The sequence below is a fragment of the Rhizobium sp. BK619 genome, assembly GCF_014195245.1.
GTDB lineage: Bacteria > Pseudomonadota > Alphaproteobacteria > Rhizobiales > Rhizobiaceae > Rhizobium > Rhizobium acidisoli.
Genome location: NZ_JACIBH010000001.1, coordinates 380,303 through 400,680, shown reverse-complemented (window position 1 = coordinate 400,680; position 20,378 = coordinate 380,303). Strand labels below are relative to the sequence as shown.

14 protein-coding genes are annotated in these 20,378 nt (G+C 61.2%); 13 read left to right on the top strand and 1 reads right to left on the bottom strand.

Annotated features, from left to right (window positions below; translation table 11 throughout):
* Nucleotides 1-137 precede the first annotated feature (137 nt).
* From FHX14_RS01835 to FHX14_RS01815, 4 genes are all read left to right on the top strand, one after another.
* Nucleotides 138-8,522: a hemagglutinin repeat-containing protein gene (locus tag FHX14_RS01835; protein WP_246713334.1), complete on the top strand. Its 8,385-nt coding sequence runs from the start codon at nucleotides 138-140 to the stop codon at nucleotides 8,520-8,522.
* Complete coding sequence (locus FHX14_RS01830; protein ID WP_184375753.1) at nucleotides 8,506-8,769, top strand: hypothetical protein; 264 nt, start codon at nucleotides 8,506-8,508, stop codon at nucleotides 8,767-8,769. The genes FHX14_RS01835 and FHX14_RS01830 overlap by 17 nt, the downstream gene beginning before the upstream one ends.
* Before the next feature lie 134 nt (nucleotides 8,770-8,903).
* Nucleotides 8,904-9,194 (top strand): hypothetical protein, encoded by a 291-nt coding sequence (locus FHX14_RS01825; RefSeq protein WP_184375751.1) that lies wholly within the window; start codon nucleotides 8,904-8,906, stop codon nucleotides 9,192-9,194.
* A 231-nt stretch (nucleotides 9,195-9,425) separates the two neighbouring features.
* Entirely contained in the window at nucleotides 9,426-9,917 is a 492-nt protein-coding gene (locus tag FHX14_RS01815) for a hypothetical protein (protein ID WP_184375749.1), read from the top strand.
* On the opposite strand, the gene FHX14_RS01810 is transcribed toward FHX14_RS01815, so the two are convergent.
* Entirely contained in the window at nucleotides 9,889-10,473 is a 585-nt protein-coding gene (locus FHX14_RS01810; protein WP_184375747.1) for a DUF1349 domain-containing protein, read from the bottom strand. The genes FHX14_RS01815 and FHX14_RS01810 overlap by 29 nt on opposite strands.
* A gap of 217 nt (nucleotides 10,474-10,690) precedes the next feature.
* Between FHX14_RS01810 and FHX14_RS01805 the strand changes: the two genes are divergently transcribed.
* The 9 genes from FHX14_RS01805 (at nucleotide 10,691) to FHX14_RS01765 (ending at nucleotide 20,256) form a co-directional block, all read left to right on the top strand.
* The gene (locus tag FHX14_RS01805) at nucleotides 10,691-12,217 is read left to right on the top strand and encodes an ABC transporter substrate-binding protein (RefSeq protein ID WP_184375745.1); all 1,527 of its coding nucleotides are present in this window, start codon (nucleotides 10,691-10,693) and stop codon (nucleotides 12,215-12,217) included.
* An 81-nt stretch (nucleotides 12,218-12,298) separates the two neighbouring features.
* Nucleotides 12,299-13,240: an ABC transporter permease gene (locus tag FHX14_RS01800; RefSeq protein ID WP_184375742.1), complete on the top strand. Its 942-nt coding sequence runs from the start codon at nucleotides 12,299-12,301 to the stop codon at nucleotides 13,238-13,240.
* A complete protein-coding gene (locus FHX14_RS01795; protein WP_184375739.1) occupies nucleotides 13,240-14,109 on the top strand; it encodes an ABC transporter permease in 870 nt (289 codons plus the stop codon). The genes FHX14_RS01800 and FHX14_RS01795 overlap by 1 nt, the downstream gene beginning before the upstream one ends.
* Nucleotides 14,110-14,148: 39 nt before the next feature.
* Complete coding sequence (locus FHX14_RS01790) at nucleotides 14,149-14,661, top strand: RidA family protein (protein ID WP_037074330.1); 513 nt, start codon at nucleotides 14,149-14,151, stop codon at nucleotides 14,659-14,661.
* Between the two features lie 70 nt (nucleotides 14,662-14,731).
* The gene (locus tag FHX14_RS01785; RefSeq protein ID WP_184375735.1) at nucleotides 14,732-15,928 is read left to right on the top strand and encodes an aminotransferase class V-fold PLP-dependent enzyme; all 1,197 of its coding nucleotides are present in this window, start codon (nucleotides 14,732-14,734) and stop codon (nucleotides 15,926-15,928) included.
* Nucleotides 15,929-15,949: 21 nt separating this feature from the next.
* Complete coding sequence (locus FHX14_RS01780; protein ID WP_184375732.1) at nucleotides 15,950-17,785, top strand: ABC transporter ATP-binding protein; 1,836 nt, start codon at nucleotides 15,950-15,952, stop codon at nucleotides 17,783-17,785.
* Between the two features lie 84 nt (nucleotides 17,786-17,869).
* Complete coding sequence (locus tag FHX14_RS01775) at nucleotides 17,870-18,691, top strand: bifunctional allantoicase/(S)-ureidoglycine aminohydrolase (RefSeq protein WP_184375730.1); 822 nt, start codon at nucleotides 17,870-17,872, stop codon at nucleotides 18,689-18,691.
* A gap of 85 nt (nucleotides 18,692-18,776) precedes the next feature.
* A complete protein-coding gene (locus FHX14_RS01770) occupies nucleotides 18,777-19,496 on the top strand; it encodes a FadR/GntR family transcriptional regulator (RefSeq protein WP_184375726.1) in 720 nt (239 codons plus the stop codon).
* 52 nt (nucleotides 19,497-19,548) lie between these two features.
* Nucleotides 19,549-20,256, top strand: a complete 708-nt coding sequence (locus tag FHX14_RS01765) for a FadR/GntR family transcriptional regulator (protein ID WP_184375722.1) — start codon at nucleotides 19,549-19,551, stop codon at nucleotides 20,254-20,256.
* Nucleotides 20,257-20,378: the final 122 nt, after the last annotated feature.

Sequence of the window (20,378 nt, the reverse complement as noted above, 5' to 3'; positions counted from 1 at the left end):
CCATTTGATTCGGATTGCATTTACCTCAAGCGCAGGCGGAAGTTGACGGTGACCAACGGTTGTGGTCTCGGTCGTTCAAAAGATGCAACCACGGCGGGATTTATTCGTCACGTGGATTAAGGTCGCGGAAGACAGTGATGAGCAGAGAGCAGAGCAAGTCGACGACAGCAATAAGTGGCGTCGCCGGAGCAAATGAAAGACCTGGTCGCAGCCTAGCACGTCTTGCCCGGCAATCGCTCGCGCTGTTGCTGAGCAGCCTGTTGGTCTTTCAGCCGATGCTTGCCAATGCCCAGTCGGTCTCGGCGAGTACCACGGCGCCGGCCGCCAATCAGCCGGGCGTTGGTTCGGCACCCAACGGCGTGCCGCTCATCGACATCGTCACCCCGAACAGCCAGGGCCTGTCGCACAACAAATACGACAATTTCAACGTCAGCACGCCGGGTCTGATCCTCAACAACTTCAAGGGCGAGATCGGCAACTCCAATCTCGGCGGCGTCACGCCCGGAAACCCTAACCTCAACAGCTCAGGGCCGGCATCGGTCATCCTCAACGAAGTCACCAGCGGCAACCGCTCTGCGTTGAACGGCGCGATCGAAGTGTTCGGCGGGCGCGCCGATGTCGTCATCGCCAATCCGAACGGCATCACCTGCGACGGCTGCGGCTTCATCAACACGCCGCATGCGACGCTGACGACGGGGGCGCCGCAGATCGGCGCCGATGGCAAGCTCAACGGCTTTAGCGTCAACGGCGGCGATGTCACCATCGGGCCGAACGGCGGCAATTTTTCCGCCGGATCCGGCGCGGTCGACCTCTTCGACATCGTCTCGCGCAGCGTCCACGTCAACGGCCCGGTCTACGGCAAGTCGATGCGCGTGACGGCGGGTGCGTCCAATTTCGACTACGCGACGGGCGATGCTCAGGCGCTCGCGCCGATCTCCGGCACGCCGGAATATGCGATCGACGGCACCGCACTCGGCGCCATGCAGGCCGACCGCATCAAGATCGTCGTCACCGAGAATGGCGCCGGCGTGCGCATGAGCGGCGATCTCGCGGCCAACACCAACGAACTGTCTTTGTCGGCCGACGGCAAGATCTCGCTCGGCAATGTCTCCGGCGAGCAGGGCGTTTCGATCTCCTCGAAGTCGAAGGTGACGGCCTCCAAGTTCACGTCGAAAGCAAAGGCCACCATTGCGGCAGATCAGGGCATCACCCTCGATACCGTCGCCGCCGATGGCGATATCGCGCTTTCCAGCGGCAGCGGCCTGCTGAGTGTCGGCGGCGAGGTCAACAGCGCGGCCAACGTGCAGATGTCGTCATCGAACGGCATTTCGGCCGGCAGCGTCGTGGCCGGCAATGCGCTCACCCTGTCCAGTACGGCGGGCAACATCCAGGTTGCAGGTGCGGTCAAGAGCGCCGATGCGCTGACGATCACCGCGACATCAGGCGCGATCTCTGCCGCCTCGCTTGTCAGCGGGAGCAATCTCACCCTTTCCGCCGGCGCCGATATCGGCATATCGGGCGATGTGCTGGCGCAGGGCAACGTCACGGCTTCAGGCCGCTCGATTGCAGCCGCGACCGTTGCCTCCGGCGTCGATTTCGCCGCCACCGCTCAATCCGCCAATGGCACGCTGGCGCTGCAGCAGGCGGGCAGCATGAGTCTTGCCGCCACAATTGGTTCGATTACCGTCAGCAATGCGCTGCTCAGCAGCGGCAATCTTTCGGCCACGGCCAGCCAGAATATCGCCTACAACAAGCTCCAGAGCCTCAGCAATGCAGCATTGACGGCCACGGGCCAGATTAGCTACGGCAACCCCACCAGCGCCACCGGCAACCTGACGCTCACGACCACCAATATCGATCTCTCCAATGGCGCAGCCGGCAACATCACAGCCGGCGGCACGCTGACGCTCAATGCCGATAGCGCCAATCTCAGCAACAGCAGCCTCACGCTCGGCGGTCTCGCCCTCAATCTCTCCGGCACGGCCGATCTCAGCGGCGCCAAGATCAATGCCATCACCGATGCCGGCGGTTCCGGCGACATCGCCATCAATGCCGACGGCCTCTCCACCTCGGCCAGCACGGCGCTGCTCGCCGACGACGACCTGACGCTGACGCTGCAATCGCTGACCAATGCGGGGCAATTGGCGGCCAAAGATGATCTGACGCTCAACATTTCCGGCAATTTTGACAACAGCGCCACCGGCCTCGTCTATGCCCGCCACGACGCCGGCCTCTTCATCGGCGGAGTGCTCACCAACAATAAGGGCGCCATCCTTGCCGGCAACGACCTCAAGATTGCAGGCGTCACATCGGCGCAGAGAAGTACTGAGGTCACCAATATTTCCGGCCTCATCCAGGCCGGAAACGACATGTCCATCCTCACCAGCGAGCTGACCAACAAGCGGACCGCCACGCCGCAATTGACGACCGGGACGCTGGTTTCCTCCGGCGTTCTCACCGGCTTCACGCTCAATCCCGCCGCTGCCGGCCTGCCTTTCGGCTATCTCGAGACCGCAGATCAGAACATGTTCCAGCTCTATGCCGGCGTCGATCCGGGGTTGTGGCAGGATTATGAGCCGCTGCTCTGGTCGAAGGCGACGCTTGCCGACGGCACGACCTATCACGCATGGACCTGGATCTCGGCCGACGGCCCGGAGAAGGTCACGCCGATCATCGACTGGATCAGGGCAAGGGTGCCGCGGGATGCGAACGGCAACCCGGTTGCCGATCCCAACAATCCGTCGCGCTATTTCATCGTCGACGAGGTGAATTTCAGCGGCTCGGACGAAAGCACCACCTATTCATGGGACTGGTCGTCCCATCTCAGCCAGTCGGTTTACGAGGACCGCCTGACCGGCACGCTCAGCCCCGAAGCGACGATCCGGGCGAGCCGCAACCTCACCATCGACGCCACCAATCTCACCAATTCCTACAGCTCGATCGAGGCCGGCGGCGCCGCGACGCTGAAGGGTTCGACGCTGAAGAATGAGGGCGTCACCCTCTTCCGCACGACGACGACGACCTGCAGCGCCCAGGGCGCCTGCACCGCCTATGATGCCAACGGCCACGCCAATCCTTCGAAGAACATCGCCAACGGCACGACGATCGTCAGCTCCGTCCAGGCGATCGGCGGCGTCTCGGCCAATATCAAGGCTCACGGGGCGCTCTCCGTCGATTTCGGCAGCGTCAATAACACCTCGGCAGCCGGCTCGATGGCCGGCGGCGCCAGCGTGACCGCCGCAAGCAACCCCGGCGATCCGTTGTCGGCTCTCAGCGGCCTGACGGCGGGCGGCGCCCTCTTCAACGTCAATACGGGTCTTGGCACCACCCTTGTCGCCTCGACCAATCCGCGATCGGGCGGTTTCGGCGACCCGATCCCGGGACAGACCTTCCTGTTCGAAACCCGCGCCAAGTTCCTTGATGTCGGTACCTTCTACGGCTCCGCCTATTTCATGGGCAAGATCGGTTATCAGCCGGAGACGACGGTTCCGTTCCTGGGCGATGCCTATTTCGAGAACCAGCTGATCGACACGCAGCTGCGCCAACTCGTCGGCGAAGGCCTCGGCAGAAGCACCTTCATTGCCGGCAACAGCGCCATCGAGCAGATGAAGACGCTGCTGGACAACGGTGTTGCCTATGCAAAGAAGCACGGCCTGGCCGTCGGCCAAGGTCTCACACCGGAGCAGGCGGCCGCGCTCACGGAGTCGATCGTCCTCTACCAGATGCAGACCGTCAACGGCGTCCAGGTGCTCGCGCCTGTCGTCTACGTCGCGGCCGCCGACCGGCAGAAGCTCACCGGCGCCGGCGCCGTCATGGCGGGCGGCTCGGTCGACATGGATGTCGACGATCTCGACAATTCCGGCCTGATCGCGTCCAATGGCGGCCTTACCATCGCCGGCAAGACCATCCAGGGCAGCGGAACGTTCCTGTCGCGCGGCGACACGGTGCTCAACGCCACCAACGGTATCACGCTTGCCGCCCAGACGATGACGATCGGCGGCCAGAACATGGTCAATACCAATGCCGGTGTGACGGCATCGGGCAACCTGCAGCTTGCCGGCGGCAGCGGCGATCTCGCCCTCAACGGCGTCAAGGTGAACGCCGGCGGCTCCGCCCAGCTCTCAGGCTCCAATGTCACCCTCGCGGCGGCCAAGGTGGAGAACAACGGTCAGCAAAATGCCACCGGCACCCAGATCGCAAGCGGCGGGGCCCTGACGATCAAGGCAACCGACAACGTCAATGTCATCGGCAGTTCCGCCAAGGCTGGCACGACGCTTGATGTGACCGCCGACAACGGCTCTGTGGCCGTCGTCTCGACCGATGTCGCCCGCAACAACCAGTCCGGTTACACCAGGACGCTTTCCACCGACCAGCAGCAATCGCAGCTTTCCGCCGGCACGAATGCGACCATTAAGGCCGGCGACGACATCCTGCTTTCCGGCTCCTCTATCAAGGCCGGTGGCAATGTCGCGCTGAGCGCCGGCGACGATATCAATATTACCGCCGCGCAGGAGCAATCGGCATCCACCTTCGGCAAGAAATCCGCCTCGTCGATCACCCATGTCGGCTCGGAGATATCGGCTGGCGGCGATCTCTCGGTGAAAGCGGGCAACGGCGGCGGCGATCACGACCTCAACATTGTCGGCAGCAAGCTTGCCGCCGACGGCAAGGTCGCTCTCAAGGCCGACGGCGACGTGACGATCGCCGAAGCCACCGACACTGCCACCCTCGACACCAGGCTCAGCAGCAAGGGCGGTTTCCTCGGTACGAGCGAGAAGACGACCACGCATCTGGAAACGACGACGGCCGTCGGTTCCGCCATCACTGGCGGTGGCGGCGTCGATATCGAATCCGGCAAGGATACCGTCATCTCAGCCTCGAAGATCGAGGCCGGCAAGGAAGACGGCACCACTCCGGCCGACCTGAACATCACCGCGGGCGGTGACATAGTCATCGCCTCCGGCAAGGACACCACAGCCAAGGATGATAAGGGCTCGCGCAGCGGCTTCCTTTCCAAAGGCTCCTCCAGCCACAAGAGCTACGACGAAGCGACCGTCGCCTCCGAACTCGGCGCATCTGGCAATATCAATCTGAGCGCCGGCGGCGCGGCGGTGATTGCTGGCTCCAAGGCTGATGCCGGCGGCTCCATCAACATCTCCGGCGACAGTGTCTCCATCATCGGGGCGCAGGAAACGCACGAGCTCGAAGAGCAGCGCAAGAAGTCCGGCTTCGGCATCGGCGGTGGCGGCGGATTCATTTCGATTTATGGCAGCCAGCAGAACAAGGGCGCCCAGGCCTCGACCCTCAATGTCGGCTCAGCGCTTTCCGCTGGCGAGGACGTCAACCTGACGGCGAAGGCGACCGATCTCAATATTATGGGTTCCTCGGTCGATGCCGAACGCGACATCAACCTGTCGGCGGCCCGCGACGTCAACGTAACGCCCGGCGCGGAAAGCTTCTCCCAGTCCGAGCAGGAGAAGAAGTCCGGCTTCGGCCTGTCCTTCTCTGCCGGCAATGGCGGCATCTCCATAGGCATCGGCGCGCAAACGAGTAAGGACAGCTCCGCGCAGCAGTCCGACACCAATGCGGCGTCGACGCTGTCTGCCGGCCGCGACTTCAACATCTCCGCCGGCAACAATCTCAACCTGCAGGCAGCACAAGCTTCGGCCGAGCGCGACGTCAATCTGTTTGCGACCAACGACATCAATCTGCTGTCGGCCGCAGATAAGACCAACTACGAGGAGATGCATGAGAAGACCTTCGCCGGCGTGACGCTCAGCGTCTCCAGTCAGGTGAGCCAAGCCGCCAGTAGCATCATGAACTCGGCCGAGCGCCTTGCCGGCGATACCCGCGTCAACGCCGTCACCAACACCACCATTGCCGCTCTCGGTTTCTATCAGGGCTACAAGGGCCTGAAGGAAGCCTATAAGCAACTGACGGACACGTCGCCCACAGCGGAAGGCCTCAGCTTCTCAGTGTCGCTGTCGGCCGGCGTCAACCATCAGGAAAACAGTTCGTCCTCATTATCCTCGACGCCCGTCGTCACCGACATCCGCGCCGGCCGCTCGATCGCGCTGGAGGCTGAGAATGGCTCGATCACCAGCGAGGGCGCACAGATCGTAGCTCGCTACGACAAGTTCGGCCTGCCCACAATCTCCGACGATCCGCTTGCTGGTGACATCTTTCTGTCGGCGGAGAAGGGCAATATTACCCTCAATGCCGCGACCGGCACGTCGAATACATCCACCCAGAACTCGTCGTATAGTGTCGGCGTCGGCGTCGGCTGGAAGTGTGGCACAAAGGTTGGCTGCGGCACGCCCGGCGTCAACATCACAGGCTCCTACGGCAAGGGCAATGACGGCACGTCGGGGCTGACCAATTATAACAGCCATGTCAACGGCACCGGCGACGTCACCATTCTGACCAACGACCTCACTTTGAGGGGCGCTACCGTCACCGGAAACTCGGTGACCGCCGCCGTCCGCAACCTGACGGTCGAGAGCCTGGTGGACACGGCGACTGCCGAGGCCCGCCAGCTCAACCTCTCCGGCTCGATCGGCACGGACGGCTTCAGTGCCTCCGGCTCGACGCAGAAGGCGACGGGTGACGCCGCCATCGTCTCCGAGCAATCCGGCATCCATGCCGGCATTGGCGGTCTTGATTTGACCGTCGACAAGAAGACGGCGCTGGTGGGCGGCCTGCTTACCAGCCAGGCGCCGGCAGATCAGAACCATCTTGAAACCGGCACGCTTGAGGTCTCCGATGTCGACACCCATTCGCGCTGGAAGGCCGACACCTACGGCGCCTCGATCGGCTCCGGCGGCCTGAGTCTCGCAAAGGTCAAAGACGGGGAGAGCGAAACCGGCAAGGCTTATTCAGCCATCGGCGACAATATCGGCATCGCCATCACCGATCCTGAGCACCAGATGCAGGACATCGGCACGATCCGACGCGACACGGATGACACTAACACCTCGTTGCCCGGTCTGCCGGACCTGCAGAATATTCTGCGCGATCAGTATAAGACACAGGCCGATCTGCAGGAAGCGCAGAAAACTATGGCGGGGCTTGCCGGTGATATTGCCAGCGAACTCTACAAGCAAGCTGCTATGAACCAAGACCAGGCAGGGATGGACTACTGGAAGGAAGGCGGCGCAGGCCGTGCGCTGCTGCACGCCATCGGAGGCGGTATTCTCGGTGGCGTTAACGGTTGGGAGGGAGCGATCAAAGCTGCTCTGGGCGGTGCTGTCACGACCTTGATGGCGCCGGCTATCGCCGAACTCGTCAAGGGCATGCTTAAAGGCACAAAATACGAAGGAACGCCGGAAGGTGACGCGCTCGCCAAACTGATCGGCGCAACTCTTGCGGCTGGTGTAGGCGGAGCCGTCGGCGGCGCTGAAGGCGCTGGATACGGTGCTGCAAACTATCAGTATAATTATCTCAAGCACGCCGAAATCGAAATGGGAGATAAGCTGAGAGCGAAATGTGCTGCCGCGGATGCAGATGCTTGCCGCCAGCTGGATCGATTGCAGGAACTCGACGAATCACGCGATGCTCTTCTTGATGCTTGCGAAGGCAGTTCAACGGAAGCCTGCAAATACGCGCGTAGCGAAGTTCGACAAGCGGCTGCCGAAATGTTCGAAGGCATTGCTACGGCCGATGGTCCGATCAGCCTCATCGATCAATTTATGACAATGAGGACGCTGGCGCAGGCTGTTGCGTACTTTGATCCAAATGACCCAAATCAAGGTACAATAAGCGCCGAACAATGGACTATCCTTAAGTCGAAAGATGTCAGCGGTGTAGTCGGCGTATTACTTGCAGCTTTCAAGACGGGTGACATCCAGGCCATGAAGTTCGGCTACGCGGCTATGGCCGCGAGCAAAATGTCAAGTGCGTTTTTGATTGCGCTAGATGCCACGGGTGCTCTGAGTAACACTTCTCCGAAATCAGTTTTTTACGGTGAAACCACTGTATATAAAACGATCGTTACCTCCGATGGGACGACGGTTCTTGTGCCCGAGGGGTACAGCGCCTTTCGATCCAGCGTTGGTGCAGCATCGGCGGATGTTAGCGGCCTTCCAACGGGTTTTTCTCGTGTCCTTGATCCAGAAGGCAACGTTGTTTATGCGGCGCCAAACGGCGCAATCTACGATAACATGGCCGCGGCCCAAAGGGCTGCTATCGCTACAAACAACTCGAGCGGATCGTTTTGGTCTTCGACCGGCTCAAAGACCGCTGTAGAGAATGCATACGGCCATTGGGACAAGCATTTGTCCGAATTTCCCGAGTACCAGAATTCACTTCAGTACGTTCAAGGTGCCAGGGATTTTGTCGCAAATCCGCCGACGGAAACTCTTACTATAACACGCTCCAACGGCGATACGGTGTTGTATAACCCCACGACTAACACATTTGCCGTGAAGAGTTCGGACGGGACGCCGAGAACAATGTTTAGACCCGACCCTGCTGAGCACGGCTATCCGACCAACCTGGATTACTTCAATGCACAGAAAAAATAATTGCTGCCGGGTATGCGGCTACGAATTATCTGCCCCCCCATGGGGTGATGACGGCAATTCTCCTACGTGGGAAATATGCCCATGTTGCGGAACCGAATTCGGTTACGAGGACTGCACACCGGCAAGTGCACGCAATAAACGCCAGCAATGGATATCGGGTGGAATGAAATGGTTTAACCAAAAAGAAAAGCCTGAAAACTGGAGTTTTGAAGAGCAGGTCATGAATGTCTTGGATGAGTTTCTGTAGGTATTCTCACGGGATTATCTAGAAAAAATGTCAAGATATTTCACGGAGCGAAGGCATCTAGCTCCGCTGTCTCCATGTAAAGCGGGGCGATCGATCCATGGAGATATGCCCAATTTCAAATTGAGATATTAACAATGACGAAGGAAGGTTTCGATGTCGATTGGCTTGTCGATCACGGTTTCGCGGCCGATATTGTAAAAATGCTGATTGGCGAAAACGAATTCGCTGACTTAAATGCCTTTGAAGGCCTCGATAGGTATTCACATAGACTTCGGGGGATGGCGCTCCAACACCTTCAGTTCATTATAGATTATGGGAATCGAAAAGATCCGGTGGAAGTCGATGGGAAGATAATTTCTCCCTATCCAAAATATTTGTATGCGTGGAAACTGGCGGGGTGTCCCGGAATCTTTGCATCAACTTGAACGTCTAATTGCAATAAGACGCTCCTCATCTCCTTCTTAGATGCCTGTAGAAGCCGGAGCGCACCGCTCGTTTGGGACGGTGCGTTTTCTGTTTGCAGGAGGTGTCGCCCGTACACACCAAGATGCGGGCTTTCGCCCGCATCAGCGGCGAGCCTAGTATTCTTCGGCCAGCATGATTGTGAGAACCCGTTTGGTGACCTCAGGGTCGGTCGGATCTTCGGAGCCTTAACGATGCTTTCAAAAAGTAAGTTCTTCCGAACCTTTGTGCAAAAATTGGTATCGCTCGGTTACTTTACTAGTGATGATGTCGATTCACTTCTTGGTGAATTCGGCGGACTTCAGCGAGCAATTCGTCTCCGGCATTACATATCGGCAGGTGAGATTTTGGCATGGAGCATGGCCAAGAAGGATTCCGCACAAGAAATGTGCATATTTATCAAGGAAAACAACGAATTATTGGCTGAGCATGGAGATTTCATGTACTATTTCGTGCAAGGGATCGTCGACCAAATGATGGCGATGGGTAGTGATGTACGGCCGGTTATTGAGGCGTCGCCCGTACGACCAAGAGTTTCTAAAGAGAAGATTCTTGGGCCAGTGAACTTCTATAGATCGCGACGGGCAGCGCGGTGGGACGTGGTGCAAAGACGACCGCTAGCGGCCGCCCGGCATTTGACCGCATTCCCGAAGCCCCTTAACTCAAATCATGCAGATCCGTCGTAATCGCCGGCCCGATCGAAAACTCCGAAAACCGCACCACTAGACCACTGCGCTCCGGCGTGCAGGCCGTCGGCCCGACTTCGTATTGGTCGGCGATCGGGAAGGGCGCTAGCCGCAGCAGCGGCCAGCGGCTGCCGTCGCGGGAGGCCTGGATGCGCAGGGCGCCGTTTTTGACGGTGACGCGGATGTGGAAGTCCTCGAGTTGCTTGAAGGGCTGTGAGACCGACCAGTCGGATCGGCCGTCGGTGGCGACGGTGCTGAGGAAGGCTTCGCCGTCGGTGAATTCGACGCCGGTTTTGACCCAGCGGCTTTCGTCGAGGCGCACCATCAGGCCGGCCTGGTCGTAGAGGGTGCGGAATTCGCCCTGGATGCGGATCTGGGCGGTGAAACTCTCGGCCGTGGGAAAGGCGAGGAAGTGGCCGCTGTCGCGGATGAAGCCGTAATGGGTCTCGCGCCAGAAATCGGTTTTCTCGTCGGTCGTTATCGTGAGGCCGGTTGCGTCAGCTTGCCAGCTGGCTGGTTCGTTCAGCCATTTTCCGTCGTTGAAATCGATGTTCATTCCACCCTCCCTCTGCTGAAGCCCCGGCGCCGCTGATTCTCCACCCTGATATAATGCGCAACCCTGGGGCAGGCGGCCAGTGGGAGCGCGCTTCCCGACGTTCTGACCCTCGTCCCACGATATAATCCGCGGCTTCCGCTTGACACCATCGCTTCATCTCTTATTCTGTTACAAAAAGATGAATTACATAATTGTGGAACTAAACGGGAGCCTTCACATGAAAACACTTGTCGCATTCCTGCTCGGCACCGCGCTCGTCGCCCTGCCTTCGACCTTGCTCGCCCAGGAAAAGGGCGGCGTCATCAATGTCGCGACGATCGGCGAGGCGCCGACGCTTGATCCGATGTCGTCGACGGCCGATCTCGTCGGTATCGTCACGCAGCATATTTTCGAAACACTCTACACTTTCGACAAGAGCTGGAACGTCACGCCGCTTTTGGCTGAAAGCCTGCCGGAGATCAGCGCCGACGGCAAAACCTATACGATCAAGCTCAGGACCGGCATCAAGTTCCACGACAATAGCGACATGACTTCGGACGATGTCGTCGCCTCGCTCGGCCGCTGGATGAAGATCGCCTCGCGCGGCAAGCAGGTGGCAGGCTTCATCGACAAGATCACTGCCGCCGATCCTTCGACCGTGACCATCACGCTGAAGCAGCCCTATGCGCCGCTGACGTCGCTGCTTGCGTTCAACAATTCGGCGGCGATCATCATCCCTGCCGAAAAGCAGGATGAGCCGATGAAGGAGTTCATCGGCACCGGTCCCTATATGCTGAAGGAGCGCAAGGCCGACCAGTATATCCAGCTCGTCCGCTTCGACGGCTATAAGTCCCGCGAAGGCGACAGCAATGGGTATGGCGGCGCCCGCCATCAATATCTCGATGAAATCCGCTTCGTGCCGGTGCCGGACCCGAACACCCGCGTCGAGGCCGCCATCTCCGGCCAGTATGATTATATCGACTCGATCGCGGTCGAATCCTACGAGAAGCTGAAAGCCTCCACCGCCTCTCAGCCGGTCATGCTGAAGCCCTTCGGTTATCCGGTCTTCGTCTTCAATACCAAGGAAGGTGTTGCTGCGAATGTCGAGGTTCGCAAGGCGATCCGCCAGGCGCTCAGCATGGAAGACATGCTGGCCGCGGCTTTCGGCAGCAAGGATTTTTATACGCTCGACGGCGCCATCTATCCGAAGACCTTTTCCTGGTCGACGGATGCCGGCGTCGAGGGCGCCTATAACGTTGCCGATCCGGAAGGGGCTGCCGCTGCCGCCAAGAAGGCCGGCTACAACGGCGAGCCGATCCGCATCCTCACCAGCCGCCAGTACGAATTTCACTACAAGATGGCGCAGGTCGCCGCCGAATATCTGAAGCTTGCCGGCTTCACCGTCGATATGCAGGTGGTGGACTGGGCGACGCTGACGCAGCGCCGCACCGATCCGAAGCTCTGGGATATCTACATCACCCACAGCCCCTTCCTGCCGGAGCCGGCGCTGATCGGCTCGCTCTCGACCAGCTCGCCCGGCTGGTGGGATACGCCGGCCCGCAAGGCCGCCGTCGATGCCTTCACCTCCGAGGTCGACCCGACGAAACGCGTGGCACTCTGGGCCGATGTCCAGAAGGCTATCTATACAGACGCGCCCTTCATGAAGATCGGCGATTTCAACGCCGTCGCGGCAAAGTCGGTCAAGCTCGAAGGCGTCGATGCGGCCCCGTGGCCGTATTTCTGGAACGCTTCGATCAAGAAGTAAGCATCGCCGCCGGTGCCGGCCCTGCGGGGCTCGGCGCCGGTCTTTTCTGCTGCATCTGCAAGGGCTTGAAGGCCAGCATTCATGATCCGCTACATCCTCCAGCGCTTCTTTGGCATGATCGTCGTGATGTTTCTCGTCGTCACGATCGTCTTCGTCATCGTGCGCGTGACGCCGGGCGACCCGGCCGCCGTCATGCTCGGGCCGGATTCGACGCCGCAGGATGTTGCCGATCTCCGCGCCCGGCTCGGGCTCGATCAGTCACTCGGCCTGCAATATCTCTATTATATCGGCCAGCTGCTGAAGGGCGATCTCGGCCAGTCGATCTTCCTCAACATGCCGGTGACCTCGGCTCTGCTCGACCGCGCCGAGCCGACCTTCTTCCTGACGCTGTTTTCGCTGGCCATCGCCAGCATCATCGCCTTGCCGATCGGCATCTATGCCGCTTATCGGCGCGGCTCCTTCGTCGACCAGGCGGCAACGACGCTGGCGATGTTTGCCGCCAGCATCCCAAGCTTCTGGCTCGGCCTCATCCTGATGCAGTTCTTCGCCGTCCGGCTCAACCTCTTCCCGGTCTCGGGTTATGGCGGCCCCGGCTCGACCTTCGCGGACCGCATGTATCATCTGACGCTGCCGGCCTTTGCGCTCGGCATCGTCTCCTCGGCGCTGATCCTGCGCTTCACCCGCGCCTCAATGCTGGATGTGCTCGGCGACGATTATATCCGCACGGCGCGCGCCAAGGGGCTGGTCGAGCGCAAGGTCATCCTCAAGCACGCGCTGAAGAATGCGCTGATCCCGATCCTGACCGTGCTCGGCCTGACGGCGGCAGTGCTGATCTCAGGCGCCGTCGTCACCGAAACCGTCTTCGGCCTGCCGGGCGTCGGCAATCTCGTCGTCTCGGCGGTGCTGCGGCGCGATTATCCCGTCATCCAGGGGGCGCTGCTCGTCATCGCCGCCCTCTACGTGCTGATCAATTTTGCGATCGACATGCTCTATCTGCTGGTCGATCCGAGGGTGCGCTACTGATGGCCGATATCGCAATCAAATCAGCTGAGAGCGAAGGCAGCAAATTCGTCCGCCGCCTGCTGAGGCGCAAGACGGTGGCCTTCGGCCTGCTGATCCTGGCGGTCTTCGTGCTGCTGGCGGTCTTCGCGCCTGTCGTCGCGCCCTATTCGCCGTCCAAGCTTTCCATCGTCAACCGGCTGAAGCCGCCGAGCGGCACCTTCTTCTTCGGCACGGACGAGTTCGGCCGCGACGTCTTCTCGCGGACGATCTTTGCCGGCCGCCTGTCGCTGCTCGTTGGCGTTGCCGTCGTCAGCCTGTCGGCAGTGATCGGCGTGACGCTCGGCCTGCTTGCCGGCTTTTTCCAGAAGCTCGATACGCCGATTGCCCGGCTGATCGACGCAATGATGGCCTTCCCGGATATTCTGCTGGCGATCGCCCTCGTCGCCGCTCTCGGCCCGTCCTTGACCACTGTGATCATCGCGCTGTCGATCGTCTACGCGCCGCGCTTGGCGCGCATCGTGCGCGCCTCGACGCTGGTTATTCGCGAGTTGCCCTATGTCGAGGCGGCGAGGGCGCTCGGCATTTCCACCTTCCACATCATGACGCGGCATGTGTTGCGCAACCTGCTCTCGCCGATCCTGGTGCAGGCGACGTTCCTCTTTGCCAGCGCCATGCTTGCCGAAGCCGGCCTCTCTTTCCTCGGCCTCGGTGTCAGCCCGGAAATTCCGACCTGGGGAACGATGATTGCCGCCGGCCGCCAATATATCGGCCAGGCCGATTGGATGACGCTGTTTCCCGGTGTCGCCATCATCCTCTCGGTGCTGTCGCTGCAGATGGTCGGCGACGGCCTCAGGGACATGCTCGACCCAAGACTTCGCAAGGACCTTTAATCCGCCGACTTAAATCGGCCATTCCAAATCAAAATTCGCATGACAGGAGTTTGCGTGAATCAGTTTCCCAACGCCGCCGGCAAGGTCGAGAATTCGCCTTACCAACGGTTAGCCGCCCTCGGCATCAAGCTGCCCCCGCCGCCGCCGCCGATCGCCAATTTCGTGACGCATGTGGTGGAGGGCAATATGCTCTACCTCTCCGGCCAGGGGCCGCGCGAGGCCGACGGCTTCCTGCACGCCGGCAAGGTCGGCGCCAATGTCGGTGTCGAGGAGGCTTATCGGCATGCGCGGCTGACTGGCATCAATCTGCTCGCCGTCATGCATGATGCGCTCGGCGATCTCTCTCGCGTCAAGCGGGTGGTCAAGCTGCTTGGTATGGTCAATGCCGTGCCTGAGTTCGAGGATCATCCGAGTGTCATCAACGGCTGCTCGGATCTGCTGATCGCCGTCTTCGGCGCGGCCGGCGAACATGCCCGCTCGGCCGTCGGCTTCGGTTCGCTGCCTGGCAACATCACCGTCGAAATCGAGGCGATCGTCGCCTTGAATGGCTGACGAGAGCTTTCATATTTGGAGCAGCGCCCACCCATGGCCTGTTCCTCGACTGAGACTTCTGGAGACCTTCATGCCCAATGACATCAGACCTTCGCTCGGCCTTCGCCCCGTCATCAACGTATCCGGCACGATGACCAGCCTCGGCGCTTCGATCGTCGTGCCGGAGGCGATCGAGGCGATGGCGTCGATCCTGCCGCATTTCGTCGAGATCAACGACCTGCAGCGCAAGGCAAGCGCCGTCATCGCCCGGCTGACCGGCGGCGAGGCCGGCTTCGTCACCGCTTCCTGCTCGGCCGGCATTTCGCTGGCCGTCGCCGGCGCCATCACCGCCGACAATCTGCTGGCGATCGAGAAGCTGCCGGATGCCGTGTCCGAGAAGAACGAAGTGCTGGTGCAGATGGGCCATGTGGTGAGCTATGGCGCGCCCGTCGACCAGGCGATCCGGCTTGCTGGCGGCAAGGTCGTGCTTGTGGGACAGGCGACCTCGACGCATCGCTTTCACATGGAAAAGGCGATCACCGACAAGACCGCCGCGGCCGTCTATGTCGTCTCCCACCATGTCGTCGATTACGGCCTGCTGAACTTCAAGGAATTCGTCGAGATCGCCCATGCCAGGGGTGTGCCCGTCATCGTCGATGCGGCCTCGGAATACGACCTCAGGATTTTCCTGGAGCAGGGGGCCGATATCGCCCTTTACTCCGGCCACAAGTTCCTCGGCGGCCCGACCTCGGGCATCGTTGCCGGCCGGAAGGAGCTGGTGCGTCATGCCTTCCTGCAGAACATGGGCATCGGCCGCGGCATGAAGGTCGGCAAGGAGAGCATCTTCGGCGTCATGGCCGCACTCGAAGCCTGGGAAAAGCGCGATCATGCCGGCATCCGCGAACGCGAGACCGGCTCGCTCAACCTGTGGAAGCGCACACTCGACGGCCGTCCCGGCGTTACCGCGCTGATCGAGCCCGATCCGACCAACAATCCGCTCGACCGGCTGCGTCTTATCGTCGATGCCGAGCAGGCCCATATCACCGCCTGGGATCTGGCCGATGCGCTGGCGAGGGGCAACCCGCCAATCATCGTGCGCGACCACGAGGTGGAGCACCGCTATTTCTACCTCGACCCGTGCAACCTGCATCCGGGCCAGGACGTCATCGTCGCAAACCGCCTGGCCGAGGAACTCGACAAGGCGCGCGCCTCCAACGAGATCATCGCAACCCCGATCGAAAACCGCAGCCGGCACCGCTTCGACGGCGTGCTGCGCTGGCCGGATTAAGCCGCAAAGGAACCGACCGACATGGCCAGCGTCCAAGCACAATCGATCGCGACAGCCAGCACCGTTCTTTCCGTCGAGGGGCTGACGACGTCCTTTCTGGTCGACGGCGCCTGGAAACCGGTGGTGCGCGATGTCTCCTTCACCGTCGCACCTGGTGAAACCGTGGCGATCGTCGGTGAATCCGGCTCGGGCAAGAGCGTCACCTCGCTCTCGATCATGCGGCTGCTGCAGGCGGACATGAGCCGCATCGAAGGCCGCGTCATGCTCGGTGGGCGGGACCTCCTGGCCTTGCCGGAACCTGCGATGCGGCAGGTGCGCGGCAACGAGGTGGCGATGATCTTCCAGGAGCCGATGACCTCGCTCAATCCGCTCTTCACCATCGGCGATCAGATTTCCGAAGCGCTGCTCTGCCATTCCGCTATGAGCCGCGCCGACGCCCGGGCCGAGACGATCAGGCTGCTGGAAAAAGTCCGCATCCCCTCAGCCGCCTCGCGCTTCGACGAATATCCGCATCGTTTTTCCGGCGGCATGCGCCAGCGGGTGATGATCGCCATGGCGCTTGCCAGCCGGCCGAAGCTCCTGATCGCCGACGAGCCGACGACGGCGCTCGACGTGACGATCCAGGGCCAGATCCTCGATCTCATCAAGATGCTGCAGGAGGAGGAGGGGACTTCGGTTCTGTTCATCACCCATGACATGGGCGTCGTCGCCGAGATCGCCGATCGGACCGTGGTGATGTATCGCGGCGAACAGGTCGAAAGCGGCGCCACCGCCGATATTTTTCATCGTGGCAAGCATCCTTACACGAGGGCGCTGCTATCGGCCGTGCCGGTGCTCGGCTCGATGCAGGGCCGCCAGCGGCCGCTGCGCTTCCCGGTGGTCAACACGGCGACGGGGCAATCGGATAGTCCGGCCGAGGCCGCCGATACCGTTGCGCCCACGCCGGTCCTTGAGGTGAAGAACCTCACCAAGCGTTTCGACATCCACTCCGGCCTGTTCAATCGGTTGACCAGCCGGGTGCACGCGGTCGAAAACGTCTCCTTCGATCTTCATGCCGGCGAGACGCTGTCGCTGGTCGGCGAATCCGGCTGCGGCAAATCGACGACGGGCCGCGCCATCATGCGTCTCATCGAGCCGCAGGCCGGTTCCGTTCTCGTCGAGGGCAGGGAGGTGCTCGGCCTCGACAGGAAGGATCTGCGCGAGATGCGCAAATCCGTGCAGATGATCTTCCAGGATCCCTTCGCCAGCCTCAATCCGCGCATGACGGTGGGTGCGGCGATTGCCGAACCCTATCTCGAACACAGGATGGGCAGCGCGAGAGAGGCGAGGGAAGTCGTTGCCGATCTGCTGGTCAAGGTCGGTCTCTCCCCGGATATGGCGGCGCGTTATCCGCATGAATTTTCCGGCGGCCAGCGCCAGCGCATCTGCATCGCCCGGGCGCTGGCCCTGCAGCCGAAGGTCATCGTCGCCGATGAAAGCGTCTCGGCGCTCGACGTGTCGATCAAGGCGCAGGTTATCAACCTGATGCTCGACCTGCAGCAGAGCCTCAACCTCGCCTTCCTGTTCATCTCGCACGACATGGCGGTGGTCGAGCGCGTCAGCCACCGCGCGGCGGTGATGTATCTCGGCGAGATCGTCGAGATCGGCCCGCGCGCCGCCGTCTTCGAAAATCCGCAGCATGCCTATACCAAGAAGCTCATCGCCGCCGTGCCGGTGCCCGATCCCGACCGCCGTCATGAGAAGCGGATGGTGGCGAATGACGAGATCAAGAGCCCGATGCGATCAGTCGACTACCAGCCTCCGTCCACCCTCTATCGTGAAGTCGGGCCGGGCCATCTGGTGATGGCCGATCGGTAGGCTGGCTTCGCCCAATGGCAGTTGCCTAACGCGCCGACGGCGCATAAAGCAGATGTAGTGACACCTGCCTGGAAAGCCGCATCAATGGACAAGACAGAGTATTATTCGAAGCTTGGCGGCCTGCCGCCGCAGACCCAATTGCTTTCCGGCAAAGCCGTCTTCACCACGGCTTACGCGGTCATCCCCCGCGGCGTCATGAGCGATATCGTCACGAGCCTCCTTCCGCATTGGACGGGAACGCGGGCATGGGTTCTCTCCCGGCCGCTTTCGGGCTTCTCCGAAACCTTTTCGCAATATGTGATGGAGGTTCAGCCGGGCGGCGGAAGCGACCGGCCGGAGCCGGACAAGCGGGCCGAGGCGGTTCTGTTCGTCGTCGAAGGCGGCATGACGGTGGAACACGACGGCGTCAGCCACACGCTGCGCGCCGGCTCCTTCGCTTATCTTCCGGCGGGTTCGGTCTGGCGCCTGAAAAATGACGGTTCGGCCCCGGCGATATTCCACTGGATCCGCAAGGCGTTTCAGGAAGTCGAGGGGCTGGAGCCGCCGCCGGCGATCTTCACGCACGAGGATGAGCATCCCGCAGCAGCAATGCCCGACACGGACGGACGCTGGGGAACGACGCGGTTCATCGATCCTGCCGACGTCCGCTACGACATGCATGTCACTATTGTGACCTTGGAGCCGGGCGCCGTAATCCCCTTCATGGAAACCCATGTCATGGAGCATGGTCTCTATGTGCTTGAGGGAAAGGCGGTCTATCGCCTGAACGAGGATTGGGTCGAGGTCGAGGCCGGCGACTTCATGTGGCTGCGGGCCTTTTGCCCGCAGGCCTGTTATGCCGGCGGTCCCGGCCGCTTCCGCTACCTGCTCTACAAGGACGTCAACCGGCACATGAAGCTCTGGTAGGCAGCTTCGCATGCCGCGCCGCCCGGTTTCGGGCGTGCCTGTCCGGTTGCTTGACAGCTCTCTCGATTGCCCGCATCGTCCTTCGATGCGAGATATGGATTCATGGCTGTCGGAGAAGCAAGAGATACACCGGAGAAACGCTGCTGAAGCGGTCTTCGAAGATGTCCGCACGGCCATTGTCGATCGGAGGCTGGCTCTTGGCACCCGTCTTCCCTCGGAAGTGCAGCTCGCCGAACGGTATGGCATCAGCCGGGCGATCGTGCGCGAGGCACTTCGCTCGCTGCAGACGCTGGGGTTCACGCAAACGAGGACCGGCCGAGGCACCTTCGTCGTTTCGGAAAGCCCGGCGCGGCAGCTCGGCGGCGGCGCCTATTCCGCCCGCGATCTGATGGAGGCGCGCCCCTGTATCGAGATACCGGCTGCGGGTTGGGCGGCATTGCGGCGCTCGAACGAGCATCTGGCTTCGCTGGCATCCTTGTGCGACCGGATGGATGACGAGGAAGACGTCCAGACATGGGTGCGGATGGACGCGGAGTTTCATGGAGAAATCGCCGAAGCTTCGGGCAATGCGATCTTCAGGAAAGTCGTCGCCGACGTGCGCGGCGCCCTGTCGACGCAATCGGAACTGGTGGAACATGTTCGCGGACGGCGCAAAGCCTCCAACGCCGAGCACCGCCGGATTCTGGAAGCGGTCGCAGCAGGCAGCGAGGGGGATGCGCGCGCCGCCATGGCGGAGCACCTGCTGGAGGTTAAGCGGTCCATCATCGGCATTGCCGATGAAGAGAGAACGCGGCTGAAGGTATGATTTCACATTTGGCGCCCCGACATCCGGGTCGCTGCCGATTGAATGCAAAGCGATGAACGATCTAGAAAGCTGGCTTTCCGACTCCGCGATCCTCAGTCGAAAAAGCGCCTCAGAACTGGTGTTCGAGGAGTTGCGCAATCTCATTCTTTCCGGACGGTTTGCCACAGGTTCCAAGCTGCCGTCGGAAGCGAAGCTGGCGGCAAAATACGGCGTCAGCCGCCCGATCGTGCGGGAAGCGCTGCGCTCGCTGCAGATTTTGGGGCTGACGGAGACGCGGACCGGAAGCGGGACCTATGTGCTCACCGCCGCAAGCGACGGGAATATCCGTTACGGCGATTATTCGGCGCGTGATCTGATGGAGGCGCGGCCCTTCGTCGAGGTGTCCGCCGCCGGTTGGGCGGCGTTGCGCCGAAACGACGATGAACTGTCCCGGCTGCTTGGACTTTGCGACCGGATGGAGCAGGAGGGAGATACCGAGGCCTGGGTCCGGTTGGATTCGGATTTTCATGGGCTGATCGCTGAGGCATCGAAGAATACGGTCTTCCGCGACATCGTCGATGACGTTCGCGAGGCGATGGCGCAGCAATCCGGGCTGCTGACCGCGTTGGGACCGCGGCGTCAGGAATCGAACGAAGAGCATCGCGCGATCGTCGACGCCATCCGCCAGGGGTCGGAGGCCAAGGCCCAGGCGGCGATGGAGATTCATCTCAAGAAGGTCGAGGCGGCGGTCAGCCGCATCATCGGCGCCGAGCCGCGCTGAAGTCTGCCGCGCTTTCAAGCGAAAAGCGGAATCGACGTTATCCGGCCGCACTGTTTTCCACAGATCGTCGTTTATGCATCCGTGCACAGAAGAAGGAAAATCCTTGACTGGAGCGGAGTTTT